Annotated in this window: 15 protein-coding genes; 10 read left to right on the forward strand and 5 right to left on the reverse strand. The window is 38.6% G+C overall.

From position 1 onward, the window contains the following. Nucleotides 1-188: 188 nt before the first annotated feature. Complete coding sequence (locus tag BM143_RS09510) at nucleotides 189-1967, reverse strand: AMP-dependent synthetase/ligase (protein ID WP_090024260.1); 1779 nt, start codon at nucleotides 1965-1967, stop codon at nucleotides 189-191. 299 nt (nucleotides 1968-2266) lie between these two features. Between BM143_RS09510 and BM143_RS09515 the strand changes: the two genes are divergently transcribed. Continuing rightward, a complete protein-coding gene (locus BM143_RS09515) occupies nucleotides 2267-3406 on the forward strand; it encodes an acyl-CoA dehydrogenase (protein ID WP_072922884.1) in 1140 nt (379 codons plus the stop codon). 21 nt (nucleotides 3407-3427) lie between these two features. Then, entirely contained in the window at nucleotides 3428-3793 is a 366-nt protein-coding gene (locus tag BM143_RS09520) for a hypothetical protein (RefSeq protein ID WP_034726468.1), read from the forward strand. Between the two features lie 77 nt (nucleotides 3794-3870). Here BM143_RS09520 and BM143_RS09525 read toward each other — a convergent pair whose 3' ends face one another. Together BM143_RS09525 and BM143_RS09530 are read right to left on the reverse strand one after the other, a co-directional pair. Continuing rightward, entirely contained in the window at nucleotides 3871-4920 is a 1050-nt protein-coding gene (locus BM143_RS09525; RefSeq protein WP_090024261.1) for a cupin domain-containing protein, read from the reverse strand. Nucleotides 4921-5030: 110 nt separating this feature from the next. Then, a complete protein-coding gene (locus tag BM143_RS09530; protein ID WP_090024262.1) occupies nucleotides 5031-5987 on the reverse strand; it encodes a DUF4349 domain-containing protein in 957 nt (318 codons plus the stop codon). 448 nt (nucleotides 5988-6435) lie between these two features. Here BM143_RS09530 and BM143_RS09535 point away from each other — a divergent pair, with 448 nt between their 5' ends. Further along, nucleotides 6436-6930, forward strand: a complete 495-nt coding sequence (locus tag BM143_RS09535) for a hypothetical protein (protein ID WP_090024263.1) — start codon at nucleotides 6436-6438, stop codon at nucleotides 6928-6930. A gap of 24 nt (nucleotides 6931-6954) precedes the next feature. After that, a complete protein-coding gene (locus BM143_RS09540) occupies nucleotides 6955-9279 on the forward strand; it encodes a reprolysin-like metallopeptidase (RefSeq protein WP_090024264.1) in 2325 nt (774 codons plus the stop codon). A 69-nt stretch (nucleotides 9280-9348) separates the two neighbouring features. Here BM143_RS09540 and BM143_RS09545 read toward each other — a convergent pair whose 3' ends face one another. After that, the gene (locus BM143_RS09545) at nucleotides 9349-10944 is read right to left on the reverse strand and encodes a peptide chain release factor 3 (RefSeq protein ID WP_072922889.1); all 1596 of its coding nucleotides are present in this window, start codon (nucleotides 10942-10944) and stop codon (nucleotides 9349-9351) included. A 172-nt stretch (nucleotides 10945-11116) separates the two neighbouring features. After that, nucleotides 11117-11809 (reverse strand): hypothetical protein, encoded by a 693-nt coding sequence (locus BM143_RS09550; protein ID WP_090024265.1) that lies wholly within the window; start codon nucleotides 11807-11809, stop codon nucleotides 11117-11119. Nucleotides 11810-11918: 109 nt separating this feature from the next. Here BM143_RS09550 and BM143_RS09555 point away from each other — a divergent pair, with 109 nt between their 5' ends. The 6 genes from BM143_RS09555 (at nucleotide 11919) to BM143_RS09580 (ending at nucleotide 18316) form a co-directional block, all read left to right on the forward strand. Continuing rightward, the gene (locus BM143_RS09555; protein ID WP_090024266.1) at nucleotides 11919-12749 is read left to right on the forward strand and encodes a CPBP family intramembrane glutamic endopeptidase; all 831 of its coding nucleotides are present in this window, start codon (nucleotides 11919-11921) and stop codon (nucleotides 12747-12749) included. A 67-nt stretch (nucleotides 12750-12816) separates the two neighbouring features. After that, entirely contained in the window at nucleotides 12817-13392 is a 576-nt protein-coding gene (gene rdgB / locus BM143_RS09560; protein WP_394332568.1) for an RdgB/HAM1 family non-canonical purine NTP pyrophosphatase, read from the forward strand. Nucleotides 13393-13447: 55 nt separating this feature from the next. Then, nucleotides 13448-14362: a ribonuclease Z gene (locus tag BM143_RS09565; protein WP_090024267.1), complete on the forward strand. Its 915-nt coding sequence runs from the start codon at nucleotides 13448-13450 to the stop codon at nucleotides 14360-14362. A 7-nt stretch (nucleotides 14363-14369) separates the two neighbouring features. Continuing rightward, nucleotides 14370-15140 (forward strand): TIGR02757 family protein, encoded by a 771-nt coding sequence (locus BM143_RS09570; RefSeq protein WP_090024268.1) that lies wholly within the window; start codon nucleotides 14370-14372, stop codon nucleotides 15138-15140. Nucleotides 15141-15150: 10 nt separating this feature from the next. Continuing rightward, a complete protein-coding gene (locus tag BM143_RS09575; RefSeq protein WP_090024269.1) occupies nucleotides 15151-15699 on the forward strand; it encodes a DUF1003 domain-containing protein in 549 nt (182 codons plus the stop codon). Nucleotides 15700-15949: 250 nt separating this feature from the next. Continuing rightward, nucleotides 15950-18316, forward strand: a complete 2367-nt coding sequence (locus BM143_RS09580) for a choice-of-anchor L domain-containing protein (protein ID WP_090024270.1) — start codon at nucleotides 15950-15952, stop codon at nucleotides 18314-18316. Nucleotides 18317-18320 lie beyond the last annotated feature (4 nt).

The raw sequence follows: 18320 nt of genomic DNA on the forward strand, positions 1-18320 counted from the left end.
GCTTTAGCCCGTTGCCTCGTCCCGGAAACAAAACAATGTTCATGTATTTTGACAACCTTATAAATGCTTAATGATAATATTCAATAGGAACGGGCTTTAGCCCGTTTACGTCGCGTTTAATAATTTCACCCACGGCTTCAGCCAAAACATAAAAAAAGCTGCTTCATTGGAAGCAGCTCATTGTATTTTTAATCGTGATGCTCATACATTTTATTGTACAGATCCATGAATTTCTCTTTGACTGCTTTTCTTTTCAGCTTTAAAGTAGGCGTCAGAAGTCCTGTTTCGATCGCCCAAACTTCAGGGGTAAGCTCGATTCTTTTGATCTTTTCCCAGTTGCCGAGGTGTTCGTTGATGCCTTCTATTTCCTTTTCAATTCTTTCTTTTAATTCAGGGCTTTTGGCGATTTCTGCCGGAGTGGAACCGATATTCAGGTTGTTTCTCATGGCCCAGTTTTTAGCAAATTCGAAATCAGGTTGTACCAGGGCACACGGCATTTTTTCACCGTCACCTACTACCATGATCTGTTCTATGAATTTTGAAGCCTTCGCTTGATTTTCAATCGTTTGTGGAGCAATGTATTTTCCACCGGATGTTTTGAACATTTCTTTTTTACGGTCGGTGATCTGAAGGAATCCTTCCGCATCAACATGTCCGATGTCTCCCGTTTTAAAGAATCCGTCTTCTGTAAAAGCTTCTTTGGTCATTTCTTCAGCCTTGAAATAACCTTTGAAAATAGAAGGCCCTTTTACTGTAATTTCGCCATCTTCCTGAATCTTCACTTGCAAGTTATCCAACGGTAGCCCAACGGTTCCAACTTTCATTTTCTCAAAACTGTTAACAGCAATTACCGGTGAAGTTTCTGTCAGTCCGTAGCCTTCCAGAATAGGAATTCCGGCATTCTGAAACATCATATTCAGCCTCGTAGACAATGCGGCAGAACCGGAAACCAGGGTGACGATTTCTCCCCCCATACCTTCTCTCCACTTGGAAAATACCAGTTTGTCGGCAATGATTTCCTGCAGTCCGGATGGTTTTGAGATGGTTTTCTTTTTGCTGATCAGATTTAAGGCCCAGAAGAATATTTTAGATTTCAGGCCTCCCGCAGAAGAGCCTGTATTGTAGATCTTATCGTATACTTTTTCTACCAGTCTTGGTACCACAGTCATATAATGAGGCTTCACTTCTTTGATGTTTTCCCCCATTTTATCGATGCTTTCAGCGAAATAGATGGAAAATCCATTGTACTGGTACAGATAGAAAAGCATTCTTTCAAAAATATGACATATCGGAAGGAAGCTCAATGCTCTGGAATCTTTGTAATCAAGGCTTTTTCGCTTAGGAATTCTTGGAATTGAACCCAGAACATTCGAAACGATATTATGATGGGTAAGCATCACTCCTTTGGGCCTTCCCGTAGTTCCTGATGTATAAATAATAGTGGCGAGATCCTCAGAATTAATTGCATTGGAAAGGTCTTCCACTTCAATCTGGGTGGAATCATCTTCGCCAAGATCCAGGATTTCTCTCCAGTTGGCGGCTCCGCTTATGGTATCAAAAGTGAAAATACCCTGTAAAGAAGGGATATTATGCTTTACCTTCATCACTTTCGTCAGAAGTTCTTTATCGGACACAAAGCAATACTGTATTTCAGCATTATTAAAGATGAATTCATAATCTTCAGCAGAAATACTCGGATATACAGGAACGGAAACTACACCGATCTGAGAGAGTCCAAAATCCATCACTGCCCATTCTGTACGTGAATTGGTAGTAATAAGAGCAATCTTATCTCCGGGCTTGATCCCTAGTTTCAAAAGTCCTCTGGATATTTTATTTCCCTGATTGATAAACTCTAACGTTGAAGTTTTTTTCCATTCGCCCTGATATTTGGTAACAAACATATCCGTTTTAGGAAATTTTTCTAAAGCGTAGTGTGGAATATCGAATAATCTTTTGATCGTCATGATTTTTTAAGCAATTTTTAAAGAATTTTAAATATAAGCATTTTTTTTAATTGTAGTAATCAGAAATCACCAATTGAAAATTAATTGAATGCCTGCCATAACAAACAAAGAATTTATGACCATTATATAAAAAATACCGATACTATATATCATTTAACCTGACCCTTAATTTTAGTCTCTATCACCTTCATTCACTGATCCCTGCCACCTAATCCCTGCCACCTGCTCCCTAATTTCTAATTCTATTTTCAGATTTCGTTAAAAAGTGTAAATTTACGGCTATCTAATTATTATTTTTTATGGACTTTAATTTATCGGAAGAACAGCTGATGATTCAGCAGGCTGCAAGAGATTTTGCACAAAATGAACTATTACCCGAAGTTATCGAAAGAGACCGCGAGCAGAAATTCCCTACAGAGCAAGTAAAGAAAATGGGAGAGATGGGGCTTCTGGGAATGATGGTAGATCCTAAATACGGAGGTGCTGGTATGGACAGTGTTTCTTACGTTCTGGCTATGGAGGAGATCGCAAAAATTGATGCTTCTGCAGCTGTGGTAATGTCTGTAAACAACTCATTGGTATGTGCCGGTCTTGAAAAATTTGCTTCCGAAGAACAGAAAGTGAAATACCTTACACCTCTTGCAAGCGGAAAGGTAATTGGAGCTTTCGCATTATCTGAGCCTGAAGCAGGTTCTGATGCTACTTCTCAAAAAACAACAGCAGAAGACAAAGGAGATTATTACCTTTTAAATGGTATTAAAAACTGGATCACAAATGGTGGAACAGCTTCTTACTATATCGTAATTGCACAAACGGATCCTGAGAAAAAACATAAAGGAATCAACGCTTTCATCGTAGAAAGAGGATGGGAAGGTTTTGAAGTGGGCGTAAAAGAAGACAAATTAGGAATCAGAGGAAGTGATACACACTCTTTGATCTTCAACAATGTGAAAGTGCCTAAAGAAAACAGAATCGGGGAAGACGGTTTCGGCTTCAATTTTGCAATGGCAGTATTGAACGGAGGAAGAATCGGTATTGCTTCTCAGGCTTTAGGAATTGCTTCAGGAGCTTACGAACTGGCTTTAAAATATGCTAAGACAAGAAAAGCGTTCAAAACGGAGATCATCAATCACCAGGCGATTGCGTTCAAATTAGCAGATATGGCTACTCAGATTACAGCGGCAAGAATGTTATGTTTCAAAGCTGCATGTGAGAAAGATGCCGGTAAAGATATCTCTGAAAGTGGAGCTATGGCAAAACTATACGCTTCTCAGGTAGCAATGGATACCACTATTGAAGCGGTACAGATCCACGGTGGATACGGATACGTGAAAGAATACCACGTAGAGAGAATGATGAGAGATGCGAAGATCACGCAGATCTATGAAGGTACTTCTGAAATCCAGAAAATTGTGATTTCAAGAAGCATCGCAAAATAAATGATTTAAAACACATTACTTATGAAAAAAACTTTGTGGATCAGTCTGGGCGTAGTCCTTATTCTGGTAAGCGTTTTTGTATGGTACAAATACTTTTTCGTTTTTGGAGAGGGCGTAAAATCCGGCTACCTGAATTATGCCATGAAAAAAGGCTATGTCTTCAAAACCTATGAAGGAAAATTGATCCAGGAAGGTTTTGGAAAAGGGAAAACAGGAACCATTACAAGCTACGAGTTTGAATTTTCTGTAGATGATCCTGAAATTTTTAAGCAGTTGGAAACCAACAGCGGTAAAACTTTTGATCTTCATTACAAAGAATACAATGGAGCACTTCCCTGGAGAGGAAACACAAAGTTTGTTGTAGACAAAGTAGTGAATATGAAATAGCGAAAGGCTCCCATTGGGGAGCCTTTCATTTACAAACCACTTACTTTAATAATATATAAGCGCTTTTTCAAGCGATATTATTCACTTTTAATCTTCTGTTTTATAATGAGCTGGTCTGACTTCGGAAACTGATCAACAATATCATCACCTACACCAAAATTACCTTTTAAAATATCCTTCGGATTTCCACTGATCCAGCTGCTTAGGTCAATCGCTTCGTAAAGACCGTTATTAAATCCTAACAGAACAATCAGTTTTTCAGATCCTATGTTTTTGATGTAGTGTCCGGCTCCCATCGGAACATAGCCTACGTCGCCTTTTTCAAACTCATCTTTTACAAACTGCTCTTCAGCCAGGAATACACCCATTTCTGCACGCCCCTGAATATAATACTGCCATTCATCTGCATTCGGATGCCAATGCATTTCTCTCAGGCCGCCGGGTTCTATCTCGAAAATACTACCTGTAATTGTCTTTGCAATAGGGAACTCTTTCTGGGTAACCACTTTTTGCAAACCTCCGCCCGGAACCGTAATCGGCTGTTGGGCCCCGAGAGGATAGCGATGGGTGGATACCAATGAAATTTCACCTCTTGCCGTAGAAAGCCCCGATCGGATGTCGGGAAGCTCACATTGGGCGAAATAGGCTTCACCCTGATATAGCTTTCTAACCTCTTCTTCAGTAATCCCAAGATTCTGTGCCGCAATGTCTGCAGGAACACTTGAAATAAAATCTGTAATGCTGAACGTATGATCTTCGGAAAAATCCCCGTTGTCAAATATCAGAATGAAATGACAGCTTTCATTACTGATGCACTGCAAAACATGACCAAACCCCCTGGGAAAATACCAGACATCTCCCGGATTGAAAATATCAACAGAAACATGGCCCTCCGGATCAATCACCGTGGTTCTCATTTGTCCTTCCAGTACATAACCCCATTCCGCAGCATTGGCATGCCAGTGAAGTTCGCGGATGGCTCCCGGATCCAGATGCATACTCACTCCTGCCAGATTTGGTGAAGCTTCAAATTCCTTTACGGAAACACCTCTCGCGATCCCACCGGGTCCTAATCTGGGTTCCTTTTTTTCCAGTTCATATTTAAAATGGGGAAGCGTCTTATCCATGGATTATTATGCTTGTCTTAATAAATATAAATATAGGAAGAAGTAATGGTTTTAAATTTTTGTATTCATTAAAATAATATTAAAAAATCCATCTTTCGATGGATTCTGTTTTATTGAGGATGGTCGTCGGTTGTTTTTTTGTTTTTCTTCTTATAAAAATAGTATCCTATTCCACCGATAACGAATAATGGCCACAGGGGAAGAATGAAAAGAAAGGCAGATGTGATGACTCCCCAGCCGGATGAAATGGCTGCCAGTGATTTCCCACCGAAAGTTTTAGGTTCTTTTTCAATATCCGATTTGTCGCTCAGGGTTACCGTTATCGTACATAGGGTATTGTCTGCATAGTTATTTCCGGTAACCTGTATATTTTTGGTTTCTATATCACCAATGTTGCTCAGGTCATTCATTAAGGTGTCAAAATTTCGGATTGGCACTTTAATATCCATATAATATACCCTTTGCGTATTTTCTGTGTAAGAAGATTCCCTTCTGACAGGCTCTGCAGTAATATAGGCAAGCTCTTCACCTTTTACGTACCCGTTATTTCTCAGGGTCTCTTCTCTTACCAATTCTTTTACGGTATCAGCATTGTCTGCCTTTACAGAGAGCACTCCGGTTTTTACCATTCTATTTTTCGCATTGAGCTCGTAGCTGTCGTTTTTCAGCTGGTCTTTGTATACGATTTTGGTTTCTTTGATAACTTTCGGGGCCGGAACATTCACAACGATCTTTTCAGTTTTTTTCTCTGCAGAATCTTTTTTCTCAATTTTCGATTCCAGTTTGGTAGAGGTAATTTTATCAGACAGAGAGTCTACCATTTTCGAAGTATGTTCTATTTTCTGCTGAATTTCACCTTTCGCATCTTCAAAATCTTTTATTCTGATACTCGCAGAATCGAGAGCTTTATCCGCAGCATTGCTCATAGAATTAACGGTTTCGCTCACTGCCGCAGCTGTACTGTCTGCTGCATGTAATGTATCTTCTATCTTGGATTGGGTACCTTCTGCCTTTTTACACATTATAAAAGTGCTGGATATCGCCACGAGTAATATGAACTTTTTCATAACATTATTTTTTTTGATGAAGTAAAATTAGCAGTGAACGGAGCCAAACTTTTGTAAATGGAAAGTATTGTCCTGGTAAAGTTGTAATTAACTTGTTATCAGTATTTTGTTTTTATTTTACAAAAGATTTACAAGGGATTTGCCGATGAAATAGTGTGTGTTTTCAAGCAGAAATAAAAGAATCCATAGGAAATTTCCATGGATGGTGTGCTTTTTAAATGTTGAGGAGATTATTCCGTTGCCAAGTTTTCATATTTATATTTTGCAGGGAAACGCTGCTTCAGTCTTGCTTTGTTATTTAAATTATTAGTTATTTTAAAGTATTTATATGATTTTAATAATTCATTATTGTGTTTTTTGGTTAATTTAACAGTTATTTGATAGTTTTTTAAAAAATATTTATAATTTACATTTTGAATTTTTACATTTGTGTTTTAATATTTTAATAATGAAAAGATTATTTTTGTTGAGCTTTTTACTGCTTTTGTTTGGATTCGGAGGAGGATTAGGCTGTACAAATGTTTCTGCTTCAAAAAATAGTGTTAAAACAGAATCAGTCATGAGTAGAAATAATACTGAAATTATATTTTCAGAAGTACGAAGACTGAATAAAGATATACCATTAAAAGAGTACACCATTGTACAATCTTTTGAGGAAACCATGAAATTATACCGTTTAATGGAAGATAAGAGATTTTCCCGGTCAGCACCAATTCCTACATTAGATGAAAATGAGTTTCTGCTGGTACTGAAACCCAAATTGAAAACACAGCCATACGGAGATATTGAAATAGAGAAGATAGAAGAAGTGAAATCTGTTTTACATGTTTATTACAAAGAAATTAATAACGAAGAATATCAATTGAACAAAGAAAAGAATCCCATACTGATTCTTAAAATAGAAGGGAAAATTCCTTCAAGTGTTAAGCTAATAACCTCTTAATTTAAATTAAAAAAAAATAAATAGATGAGAAAAAAATTACTGGTTTTGGGAACCTTACTCATGTTTTCAGCAGTGGGGTTTGCTCAAAAAAATTATTGGAAAAAATCTGACTCGAAAATCAACAGTGAAATTCGTGAAAGTAATGTAAAGATTACTGATTTCACTTTGTTTAAACTTAATGTCAGTGAGATTCAAAATCAACTTAAAAATTTGCCGGACAGTGACCTGCATTTGTCCCGAAAAGGAGTACTCTTGAATTTTCCAAACCTTGAAGGAGGTTTCGATACCTATGAGGTTTTCGAATCATCAACGATGCATCCCGACCTTCAGAACAGATATTCAGAGATCCGTTCTTATACTGGCTTCAAAAAAGGTGACCAGTCAGCAGTTTTAAAGTTTACCATAGATCCTTATTTTGGATTTAACGGGATGATCAGAAATAATCAGGGAATTTATTATATCGATCCCTATACAAAAGATAATAACGTTTATAAACTTTATGACAGAAAAAAAGCTTCATCTCCTAATCAGTTTGAATGTCTTTTTGATGGAAATAGTGAACTGAATGAATCAGCTCTACATGTTCAGAAAACAGTTATTGACGGATTACTTCGAAAGTACAGGCTGGCTATTACAACCACAACAGAATATACTGCTTATATTGCAGGACAAGCCGGTGTAGGTTCTGGAACTGATGCTCAGAAAAAAACGGCAGTTCTTGCAGCTGTTAACCTGGCTGTAACAAGACTAAATGAAGTTTTTGAAAAAGATATCTCCGTAAGATTACAGCTTATTCCCAATACAGATTCTTTATTCTTTATCAGTACAGATACTTTTAATACCCTGGATGCCGGCCAGATGTTAAATGAAAATATTACGGTTACCAATACTGTTATTGGTGCTGCCAACTACGATATCGGACACCTGTTCTTTCAGGCAAACGCAGGAAATGATAATGGTTTAGCCGCTACTCCTTCAATTTGCGGAAATAGTAAGGCGGGTGGAGTTACAGGTTCTGCAATTCCGGTAGGAGATCCTTTTGTAATAGATTATGTAGCCCATGAAATGGGGCATCAGTTTGGTGCCAACCATACGCAGAACAATGGCTGTAACAGAAATACCCCTACATCCATAGAGCCGGGAAGTGCCAGCTCTATTATGGGATATGCAGGTATTTGTGCTCCCAATGTACAACCGCATAGTGACGCTTATTTTCATGCAGTAAGTATTGCAGAAATGTATACCAGGTTAACTTCAGGGACAACTTCCAACTGCGGTGTTAAAACGCCTATTGCCAATGCAGAGCCTATTGCCAATGCCGGCTTAGACAGAAGCATACCGAAGAGTACACCGTTTTTGTTAACAGCAACTGCTACAGATGCAGATAATGACGCGCTTACCTATACCTGGGAACAAACTGATTTTGGGGTTGCGGCTCAACCGCCTCAACCGACCAATGCAGTGGGACCTCTTTTCAGGTCTGTAATGCCTACGTCATCACCTTCAAGATACTTTCCGAGACTTTCAACCATTGTTTCAGGCTATAACCCTGCCATTGTAACTCCTACAGATGTGAGAGCATGGGAGAAGCTTGCCTCCACAGGAAGAGATCTTAATTTTTCAGTTCTTGTAAGAGATAATAATCCTCTTGGAGGACAGACAGGACGTGATAATGTGAAACTTACCGTTGTAAATGCTGCGGGACCTTTCGTGGTTACTTCACAAAACACTGCAGGAGTTGTTTGGACTCAGGGGCAGTCATACGCCATTACATGGGATGTTGCCAATACGACAGCTGCGCCTGTAAGTACACCTAATGTAACAATCCTGTTGTCAAAAGACGGTGGTCTTACTTTCCCAACGGTTTTGGTAGCAAGTACTCCTAACAGTGGTACTTATAATTATACCGTTCCGGCTGGTCTGGGAACGATTTCGAACAATGCCAGAATTATGGTGAAAGCTGTGGATAATGTATTTTTAAATGTTAATTCACAAAATTTTACAATTAATTCAGCCGTGATAGTAGATCCAGGTCCAAATCCGGGGAATCCAGTAATAACCCCTACAAGAATTTACCAGGGGCTGATGATATATCCTGTACCTTCCAACGATGGTTATGTTTATATTAAAGCAGATTTCCCTAGACAGGTTCCTTTACGTCCTTATGTTATTTCTTACGAAATATTTTCAATGGATGGAAAACTGGTTGTTCCTAAAAAGACTAAATATATATTTGACAACGATCTGGAACAGATTAACTTAAAACATTTACCTACCGAATCCTATATGATTCATGTTAAGGTAGATGGAGAAAAAATTGTTAAGAAATTAATGATGGTACCGAAGTAAATTATTCCAATAAATTCAATAAAAAAACCGTTCATAGGAACGGTTTTTTGTTTTTTATGGGATTTAATATTACTCATTATTAAACTCACTGATGAAATGCAGTTTCACATTCGGGAATTTCTCCTGTGTCATATGTATTGTAAATGAAGAATCTGCCAGGAATACCAGCTGATCATATTTATCTCTTGCAAGGAAACGCTGCTTCAGTCTTGCAAACTCTTTAAATTCCTCAGATTTCTCATCAGCTTCCACCCAACATGCTTTGTGCATGGAAAGAGGTTCGTAGGTACATTTTGCACCATATTCATGCTCAAGACGGTACTGGATAACTTCATACTGAAGGGCACCTACCGTTCCAATGATCTTTCTGTTGTTCATTTCAAGGGTAAATAACTGGGCAACCCCTTCATCCATCAGCTGATCAATACCTTTGGCCAGTTGTTTAGCTTTAAGCGGATCATTGTTGTTGATATAACGGAAATGTTCCGGAGAGAAGCTTGGAACTCCTTTGAAGCTCAGTTTTTCACCTCCTGTCAGCGTATCACCGATTCTGAAACTTCCGGTATCGTGAAGACCTACAATATCTCCAGGGAAACTTTCGTCTACAACCTCTTTCTTATCAGCGAAGAATGCGTTCGGGGAAGAGAACTTCATTTTTTTGCCTTCTCTAACCAGTAGATAATTTTCATTTCTTTTGAATGTTCCCGAAACAATTTTCACAAAGGCCAGACGGTCTCTGTGCTTCGGATCCATATTCGCATGGATCTTGAAAACGAATCCTGTAAAAGTACTTTCTTCAGGCTTCACAAGACGTGTGTCACTTTCTTTAGGCTGAGGCATCGGTGCGATTTCAATGAAAGCATCCAGTAGCTCACGTACCCCGAAGTTATTCAAAGCAGAACCAAAGAATACAGGCTGAAGATCACCCGCCATATAATCCTCACGGCTGAATTCAGGATACACAGACTGTACAAGCTCCAATTCATCTCTTAAGTTTTGAGCCGCTTTTTCTCCAATCACTTCGTCAATTGAAGGATCATTGATATCGTCAAACTTAATCGTTTCACCTACTTTCTGTTTTTTCTCTTCAAGGAATAACTGAATATTGTTTTCCCAGATGTTATAAATTCCCTGGAAGTCACTTCCCATCCCGATCGGAATAGATAACGGAACGACTCTTAATCCTAATTTCTGCTCTACTTCATCCAAAAGATCAAAAGCGTCCTTACCTTCACGGTCAAGCTTATTAATAAAAACAAGCATCGGGATGTTTCTCATTCTGCAGACCTTCACCAATTTTTCAGTCTGTTCCTCAACCCCTTTTGCAACGTCGATCACAACGATTACGGAATCTACGGCAGTTAAAGTTCTGTAGGTATCTTCAGCGAAATCCTTGTGACCCGGTGTATCCAGGATGTTTATTTTATGGTCTTTATATTCAAATGCCAATACGGAAGTCGCTACAGAGATCCCTCTCTGTCTTTCGATTTCCATAAAGTCGGAGGTAGCTCCTTTTTTTATTTTGTTGGACTTTACCGCACCGGCTTCCTGAATAGCCCCCCCGAAAAGAAGTAATTTTTCAGTAAGGGTTGTTTTTCCGGCATCCGGGTGGGAAATGATCCCGAAAGTCTTTCTTTTTTGTATTTCTTTGATTAAGTCTGACATAGTGTATTTTGAAGTTGCAAAAATCGGGATTTTTTGCGAGGTTTTCAAATAATTTAGGCGAATAAATGGTTGGTAAGGTTGAATAGGGGCTTTATAGGTTGCGAGGGGGAGAGTTTTAAGGTATGAATGCTTAGTTAAGGCTTAAAGTTGAACATTAGTCTAAATTCTTTTTTTACGTAAAATAAAATACCAGCCAAAGGATAAGTCCACAGATTAAAAAAGCTGCTAATATAACGAACAGAAGGATAAGTCCCTCACTTTTCCGATCTATTTTCCATGTTTCCGGATCAATGAAATAGCTATGAAAAACCTGAGGAGCAATTGTCAGGTCCGGTCGAAAAATACTGATTCCCTGCAGAAAACGAGCGTATAGTGTATAGCGGTCTTTGACGACATGGAGTGGAAGAGTCATTTCAACATATAAAGAATTTGAAGCTCCTTTTTCAGATTTGGTAAAAACCTCGAGCAACGGTATAATCCCGCTATTCCTGGTATTGTGTGATGAGATGTCAAATTCTTTTCCGGAAGCAACAAGATCGGCATACAGTATTGTTTTTACAGTTTCATTTTTTGAATTACAATAAAGAATTCCGGTTTCATTAATGATAATTTTACTTGCTGTAAGATTTCTTTTGATGATATAATGCTTTACTGAAGGAATTAAAATGCCAAATCCTATAGGGAAACAGATTAATGCCGGAATAAGCATCACCTCAATACCTCTTTTGTAAATTCCGTACGCGGGAAGAAGGATGAGAAAACCACAACCGAAAAGCAATACGCCATAAAGAAGTGTCTGAAGTATGAATGTCGGAAATATGTTGATTTTAGATTCTAAACTTTGGAAAGACTTTTCTGAGTTCATTCTGGCTGTGATTGTGATGAATAGGCGAAAATAAGTATTTCCTTTTTTAGTTGCTTAGGGCTTTCAAAAAAATTATCTTTGTTTTCATAAATTTTTTACAGAGAAAAGCATGGAAAATAGCAGTTATCCGAAGTTTACGTTCACATGGATCGGTGGGCTTGTCCTGGTGGCAGGATTATTCATAGGAACAATGGCTGTTACCTTTTTTGGAAGTTTCTGGAAAATTGCCTTCAGAGAAAACCTTGAACTGAAAGACTGGTTTTTAATGCTGACGAATGCTGTTGGATTTTTGACGGCGATTGCTTTCTTTGATTTTTTCATTGTGAGGCCAAGCACAGGAAAAAAACTGAATTTCAACTTTTCACCCACGAATTTTTATACCTACATCCTGATATTCCCTATGATGCTTGGGATGATGTTTATCTCAGAATTTATCACTTCACTGATTCCTGTCACGGGACCGTTTTGGGGAAAGTATTATGAATATTTTGCCCAGCTGATGGAGCAACTGACCTTTGAACCCGTGATTATGATCATCATGACTGTGATTATGGCTCCGATTTTTGAGGAAATTATTTTCAGGGGAATTATCCAGAAAGGATTAATGAATAAAGGAGTAGATCCTAAAAGAGCGATCTTTTATGCATCCGTAATCTTCGGACTGATCCATGGAAATCCATGGCAGTTTGTAGGTGCGGTATTGCTGGGAGGTGTGTTAGGATTAGTCTATTATAAAACAAAATCCCTGTTGCTGCCCATGTTGCTGCACGGATTTAACAACCTGTGTTCTTCAATGCTGGTGACTTACACGAAAAGCGAAAGTTTTGCAGATGCTTTAAAAATTTCCGAATGGGTTATTTTAGCCGTTGGAATTGTTCTTTTTTCTTTATTCTACTACCTTTTTATGAAAAAGAATAAAGTGCATTACGCTGAAATTTAAGAATAACAGGAGTAAATAAGCCGTAACAAAATACGGACAAACGAATTGAGCAAAAATGAATATAGATATGGAATTATTGGTTGCTACGCACAACGTACACAAAAAAGAAGAGATCCAGCAGATTCTGGGAAATGATTTTACAGTAAAAAGCCTTACAGATTATAATATTCACGAAGAGATCGTAGAAGACGGCGATTCTTTTAACGCCAATGCCCTGATCAAAGCGAAATACTGTTTTGAGAAAACGGGAATTCCCAGTCTAGGAGACGACAGCGGACTTGTCGTGGAAGGTTTGGATGGCAGACCCGGAATTTTTTCTGCCCGTTATGCAGGAGACCATGATTTTGCTAAAAACATGGAAAAGGTTTTAAGCGAATTGGAAGGTGAAGAAAACAGAAAGGCTTATTTCATCACCGTTTTGTGTTATTATGATGAAAACGGAGCCCGCTATTTTGAAGGGAAAGCCCATGGGAATTTACTGACAGAAAATAAAGGCCATAAAGGATTCGGATATGATCCTATCTTCGCTCCTGAAGGATATGAGATGACTTTTGCAGAAATGAATCCGGAAGATAAAAACAGAATCAGCCACCGTAAACAGGCATTAGACCTGTTCCTGGACTTCTTAAAAGTAAAAGATTAATTCTAAACCTATGTTTAGATTTTCTGTCGTACATTTGTTTCAATAAACTATTGATTTGAGTACTTATTTAACGATACTGGGTTTTAACTCAGCTATTCCGACCATTAATTCTTCGCCTACAGCCCAGCTGCTGGAAATAGAAGAAAGACACTTCCTGATCGATTGTGGAGAGGGAACACAGGTACAGTTGAGAAAAGCAAAAGCAAGATTTTCAAAGATCAATCATATCTTTATTTCACACCTGCACGGCGACCATTGTTTCGGGTTGCCGGGGCTTATTGCGTCTTTCCGTCTGCTTGGAAGGGATATTCCTATTCATATTTACGGTCCGAAAGGAATAAAAAAAATGCTGGAAACCATCTTTACGATTACGGAAACGCACCGCGGTTTTGATGTCATCTATCACGAGCTGGATAAAGATTATTCCGAAAAGATCTATGAAGACAGCAGGGTAGAAGTATATACCATTCCTTTGGACCACAGAATATACTGTAACGGTTATCTTTTTAAAGAAAAACCGAAAGACAGACACCTCAACATGAAGGAAATCGCTAAATACAGCGAAATTGCAAGCTGCGATTATCATAATATAAAAGCAGGAAAAGACGTTGTACTGAGTGATGGGTACGTTCTTAAAAATGAAATACTGACTCTGGATCCGGCCCCTCCGGTTTCCTATGCGTTCTGCAGCGATACCCGTTATCTTGAAACAGTGCTTCCAATCATTAAGAATGTAACCGTTTTGTACCATGAGTCCACTTTTCTTCATGATCTGAAAGAAATGGCGGATTATACAGGACATTCAACGGCTCTGGAAGCGGCAACAATTGCTCAGAAAGCTGAAGTGGGGAAACTTATTCTGGGGCATTTTTCAAACCGATACGGAGACCTTACGGTATTTACCGATGAAGCCAGAACTGTTTTTCCCAATACCTTCCTTCCAAAAGCCCTGGAAAGTGTAAAAATTTAAAACCTGTATGCTTAATTTTGAAGAATTAAAAAGCTTTTTGAACGAAAAGGCAGACCAGTACAACAGTCCCGATTTTATAGAAGATGACCCGATACAGATTCCACACCGTTTTTCCTTACAACAGGACGTAGAAATTGCAGGGTTTCTGGCGGCCACTATTTCCTGGGGAAACCGGAAATCGATTGTGAAATCTGCAGAGAAAATGCTGGATATCATGGGAAATTCTCCTTATGATTTTGTGTTGAATCATTCCGAAAAAGATCTGGAAGCCCTTCAGGACAAAAGTATACACAGAACTTTTAACGGCCAGGATTTTGCTTACTTCATCAGGCAGTTCAATAAGATCTATAAAGAAAATGAAAGCCTCGAGAACTTATTTTTAGTAAAAGATCAGGAAACCAATTTTCTTCATGCCATTGAAAGGTTCAGAAACAGTTTTCTGGAAACGGAGAAGCACAGAAGCCATAAACATGTCAGCTCGCCATATAAAAATTCTTCCTCCAAAAGGATCATTATGTTTCTGCGCTGGATGGTAAGAAAAGATAAACATGGCGTAGATTTCGGGATTTGGAAAAATATAGACCAGAAACACCTGTCGATTCCTCTGGATGTTCATACGGGAAATATGTCGAGAAAGCTCGGTTTGGTTTCCAGAACACAGAATGACTGGAAAACGGTGGAAGAATTGGATATTGCTATCAGACAATTTGATGAGAAAGATCCCGCCAAATATGATTTTGCTCTGTTTGGACTGGGAGTGACCAAAGAACTCTTATAACACTAAAAGGATGAAAAAAGAAGAAGAAAAAACAGAAATCTTAGAGAAAATAGCCAACGGTATTACTTGGTGGGTAGGTTCTATTCCGTCACTTATCGTTCATACCTTATTTTTTATTACGTCATTTCTATTGCCGATGCTCAATCTGGTTGAGTTCGATAAAATGCTTTTGATTCTTACAACAGTTGTATCTCTGGAAGCTATTTATCTGGCTATTTTCATTCAGATGTCGGTGAATAAAAGTCACGAGAAAATTGAAGATATCCAGGAAGATATCGAGGAAATCAGCGAAGATATTGAAGACATTCAGGAAGATATTGAGGAGATCAGCGAAGACATTGAAGAGATCAGTGAAGATATCGAGGAGATCAATGAAGACATTGAGGATATTCAGGAAGATATTGAAGAGATTAATGAGGACGAAGATGACGAAGACCACAATGAAAGAGCAAAAAATGTGATTCTTAAAAGCAATGTGAATTCCAACAAAAATGAAATCAAAGCTTTAAAAGATATCATCAGCCAGCTTAAGAATGAAATTGAGGAGTTGAAGAAATAAAATTTACGATTATTAAATTCAAAGACAGTTTCTAATGATTGTCTTAATAGATAGAAAATCAGACAGGTAGATTTTACATGTCTGATTTTTTTTCTTTCATTTTTAAACTAAAAAGTAAATCCTACTGATTTTATCGAATATGTAATTATAAAATATATTTGTTGTGAATATTGGTGGTGAATTATTTGTTTGTGCTAAAAGAGAGTGGTTTTAATGATATTTTTGCTACATTTGAACAAACAATAATAAAATGTTAAGTTATAGATTGAATAATTACTTTTTAGTTACACTGTTTCTACTCACTTCTGTTTTGGTATTTTCCCAAAGGGCAGATAGAAAACCAAAACCTGAAAAGTTTACTGCAGAAAGTAAGAAAGCAGGTGTATTCATAGATGTCAATGTACCCACTTATCCACCTTCAGTCTACACAATAGAAGATATTGTAAAAAAAGTGCTGATTTCCGGAGGATCGGTCTGTGCGGCTCCCAATGTGAGCAATGTAACCATAACTCCCAATCAGCTCTCAACAGATACGGAGAGAGCCTGGGGATATTTCAATAAAGGAACGACCAATTTCCCTTTTACTGATGGAGTTCTTTTGGTGACAGGAAAAGCAAGAAGAGCAGGAAACGGATTGGAAGGACCGAATTCATTAAGCGATGTCGTTCCGGGTGCCGGAATGAATGATCCCGATCTGGTAGCAGCCATTAATCCACCGGGTAATCTTAAAGATGTAGTTTCCCTGGAATTTGACTTTGTGCCGAATAGCAATCAGGTGAAATTTAATTATTTGTTTGCCTCAGAAGAATACACCAGCGGGTTTCCTTGTGGTGACTTCGCAGACGGTTTTGCACTTTTACTTAAAAAAGTAGGAGATCCTACCTATGAAAACCTGGCTATTCTTCCCAACGGAGACGGACCTGTGAGCGTAACGAATATCGTTCCGGCAGGAGTAGGGTGTGGTCCTGCAGACATTAAAAATGAACAGTATTTCGCTGGATTGAACACACTGAATGTAGAAACTAATTTTATAGGAAGAACGATACCTCTTAAAGCGGTTGCTACCGTTATTCCTGGCCAGACTTATCATTTTAAAATGGTTTTGGCGGATGCGATAGATAATAATTATGATTCTGCTGTATTCTTACAGGGAGGATCTTTTGATATCGGAATGACCATTGTTGACAATAACGGAAACCCTCTGGGAGAAACATTGAATATGTGCGACAATACTCCACAGGTTTTAAAAGCACAGGTGACAACCGTTCCGGGAATGACTTACAAATGGTACAAAAACGGCGTCCTGATTCCTAATGCAACAAGTGCAATATATATAGCCACTTCTCCGGGAGTATATGAAGTGAAAACTTTTGTGGGAGGAACGGAATGTCAGAAAGCAAGCATCACGATCATAGGAGGAACTTCTCCAACAGCTCAGAGTGCAACACTCAAACTTTGTGCTACTCCGACTTTAAGTACTTTTAATCTGGACAGTGCTAAACCGCAGATCAGTACAACAGCTGGAGCTGTATTCCGTTTTTATGCTAATCAGGCTGATGCACAGGCACAAAATAACAGTTTCATTACCAATACCACAGCTTATAACGGTACAGACAATCAGGTTATTTATGTGTTGGTTTCCAATGGAGCTTTCTGTAGCAAAATTGTTACCCTGACATTAAGAAGAGAAGAAACTCCGGTTGCTCAGGTGACTGCTCCAAGAATGAGAATCTGTGCCGGTGAATCTCTGATCTTAACCGCTTCCGGCGGAGTAACTTATCAGTGGGGTGATACGTCAACGAATGGCGGAGTAAGAACTGTAAGCCCAACCCAAACGACAACTTATACAGTATATGCTATTGGCGCACAGGGATGCAGATCTCTACAGCCAGCTACTATTACGATTGATGTTGTACCGGCTATTGTATCTTCTCTGAAAGGAGGGCACATCTGTGAAGGCGATATGATTCTTTTAGACGCCGGATCAGGACCGGGATATACTTATGAATGGAATACCGGTGAAACCACTCAGGCTATTACGGTGGGAACTCCGGGAGAATATACCGTAAAGATCAGCAATGGAGTGTGTTTCAAAGAATTTAAAACCCAGGTGATACGCGCTATTGTTCCTCAAATCATAAAAGTGGATTATAACGTGAACGGAACCATGGTTCTTACCGCAAGTAACCCTAGTAACGGAACACTTGAGTATTCTGTAGATAATGGTTTCACATGGCAGTCTTCCAATGTGTTCTCCAATGTTCCTAAAAATAAGGTGATCTCTATCCGTGTCAAAGTGAAAAATACCAGCTGCGTAGGATTCCTTGAATATTTTACATTTGTAATAAAGAATGTGATCACGCCAAACGGTGATAAAGTAAACGATATCATCGATTTCAGCGGAGTGAGTGGGTATAAAGACTTTAAAGGTCTTGTTTTCGACCGCTATGGAAGAGAGGTGTTTAAGGCTGTGAAAACCCGACCGTACTGGGATGGTTATTTCCAGGGAAAACGTCTGCCTACTTCATCTTATTGGTATCAGGTGACCTATGAGGATCCTGCCAGTAAAGAGCTGGCAGTGAAAACAGGATGGATCCTTCTTAAAAATCTGGAATAATTTT

This window comes from Chryseobacterium oleae (assembly GCF_900115055.1).
In the GTDB taxonomy this organism is placed as follows: Bacteria; Bacteroidota; Bacteroidia; order Flavobacteriales; family Weeksellaceae; genus Chryseobacterium; species Chryseobacterium oleae.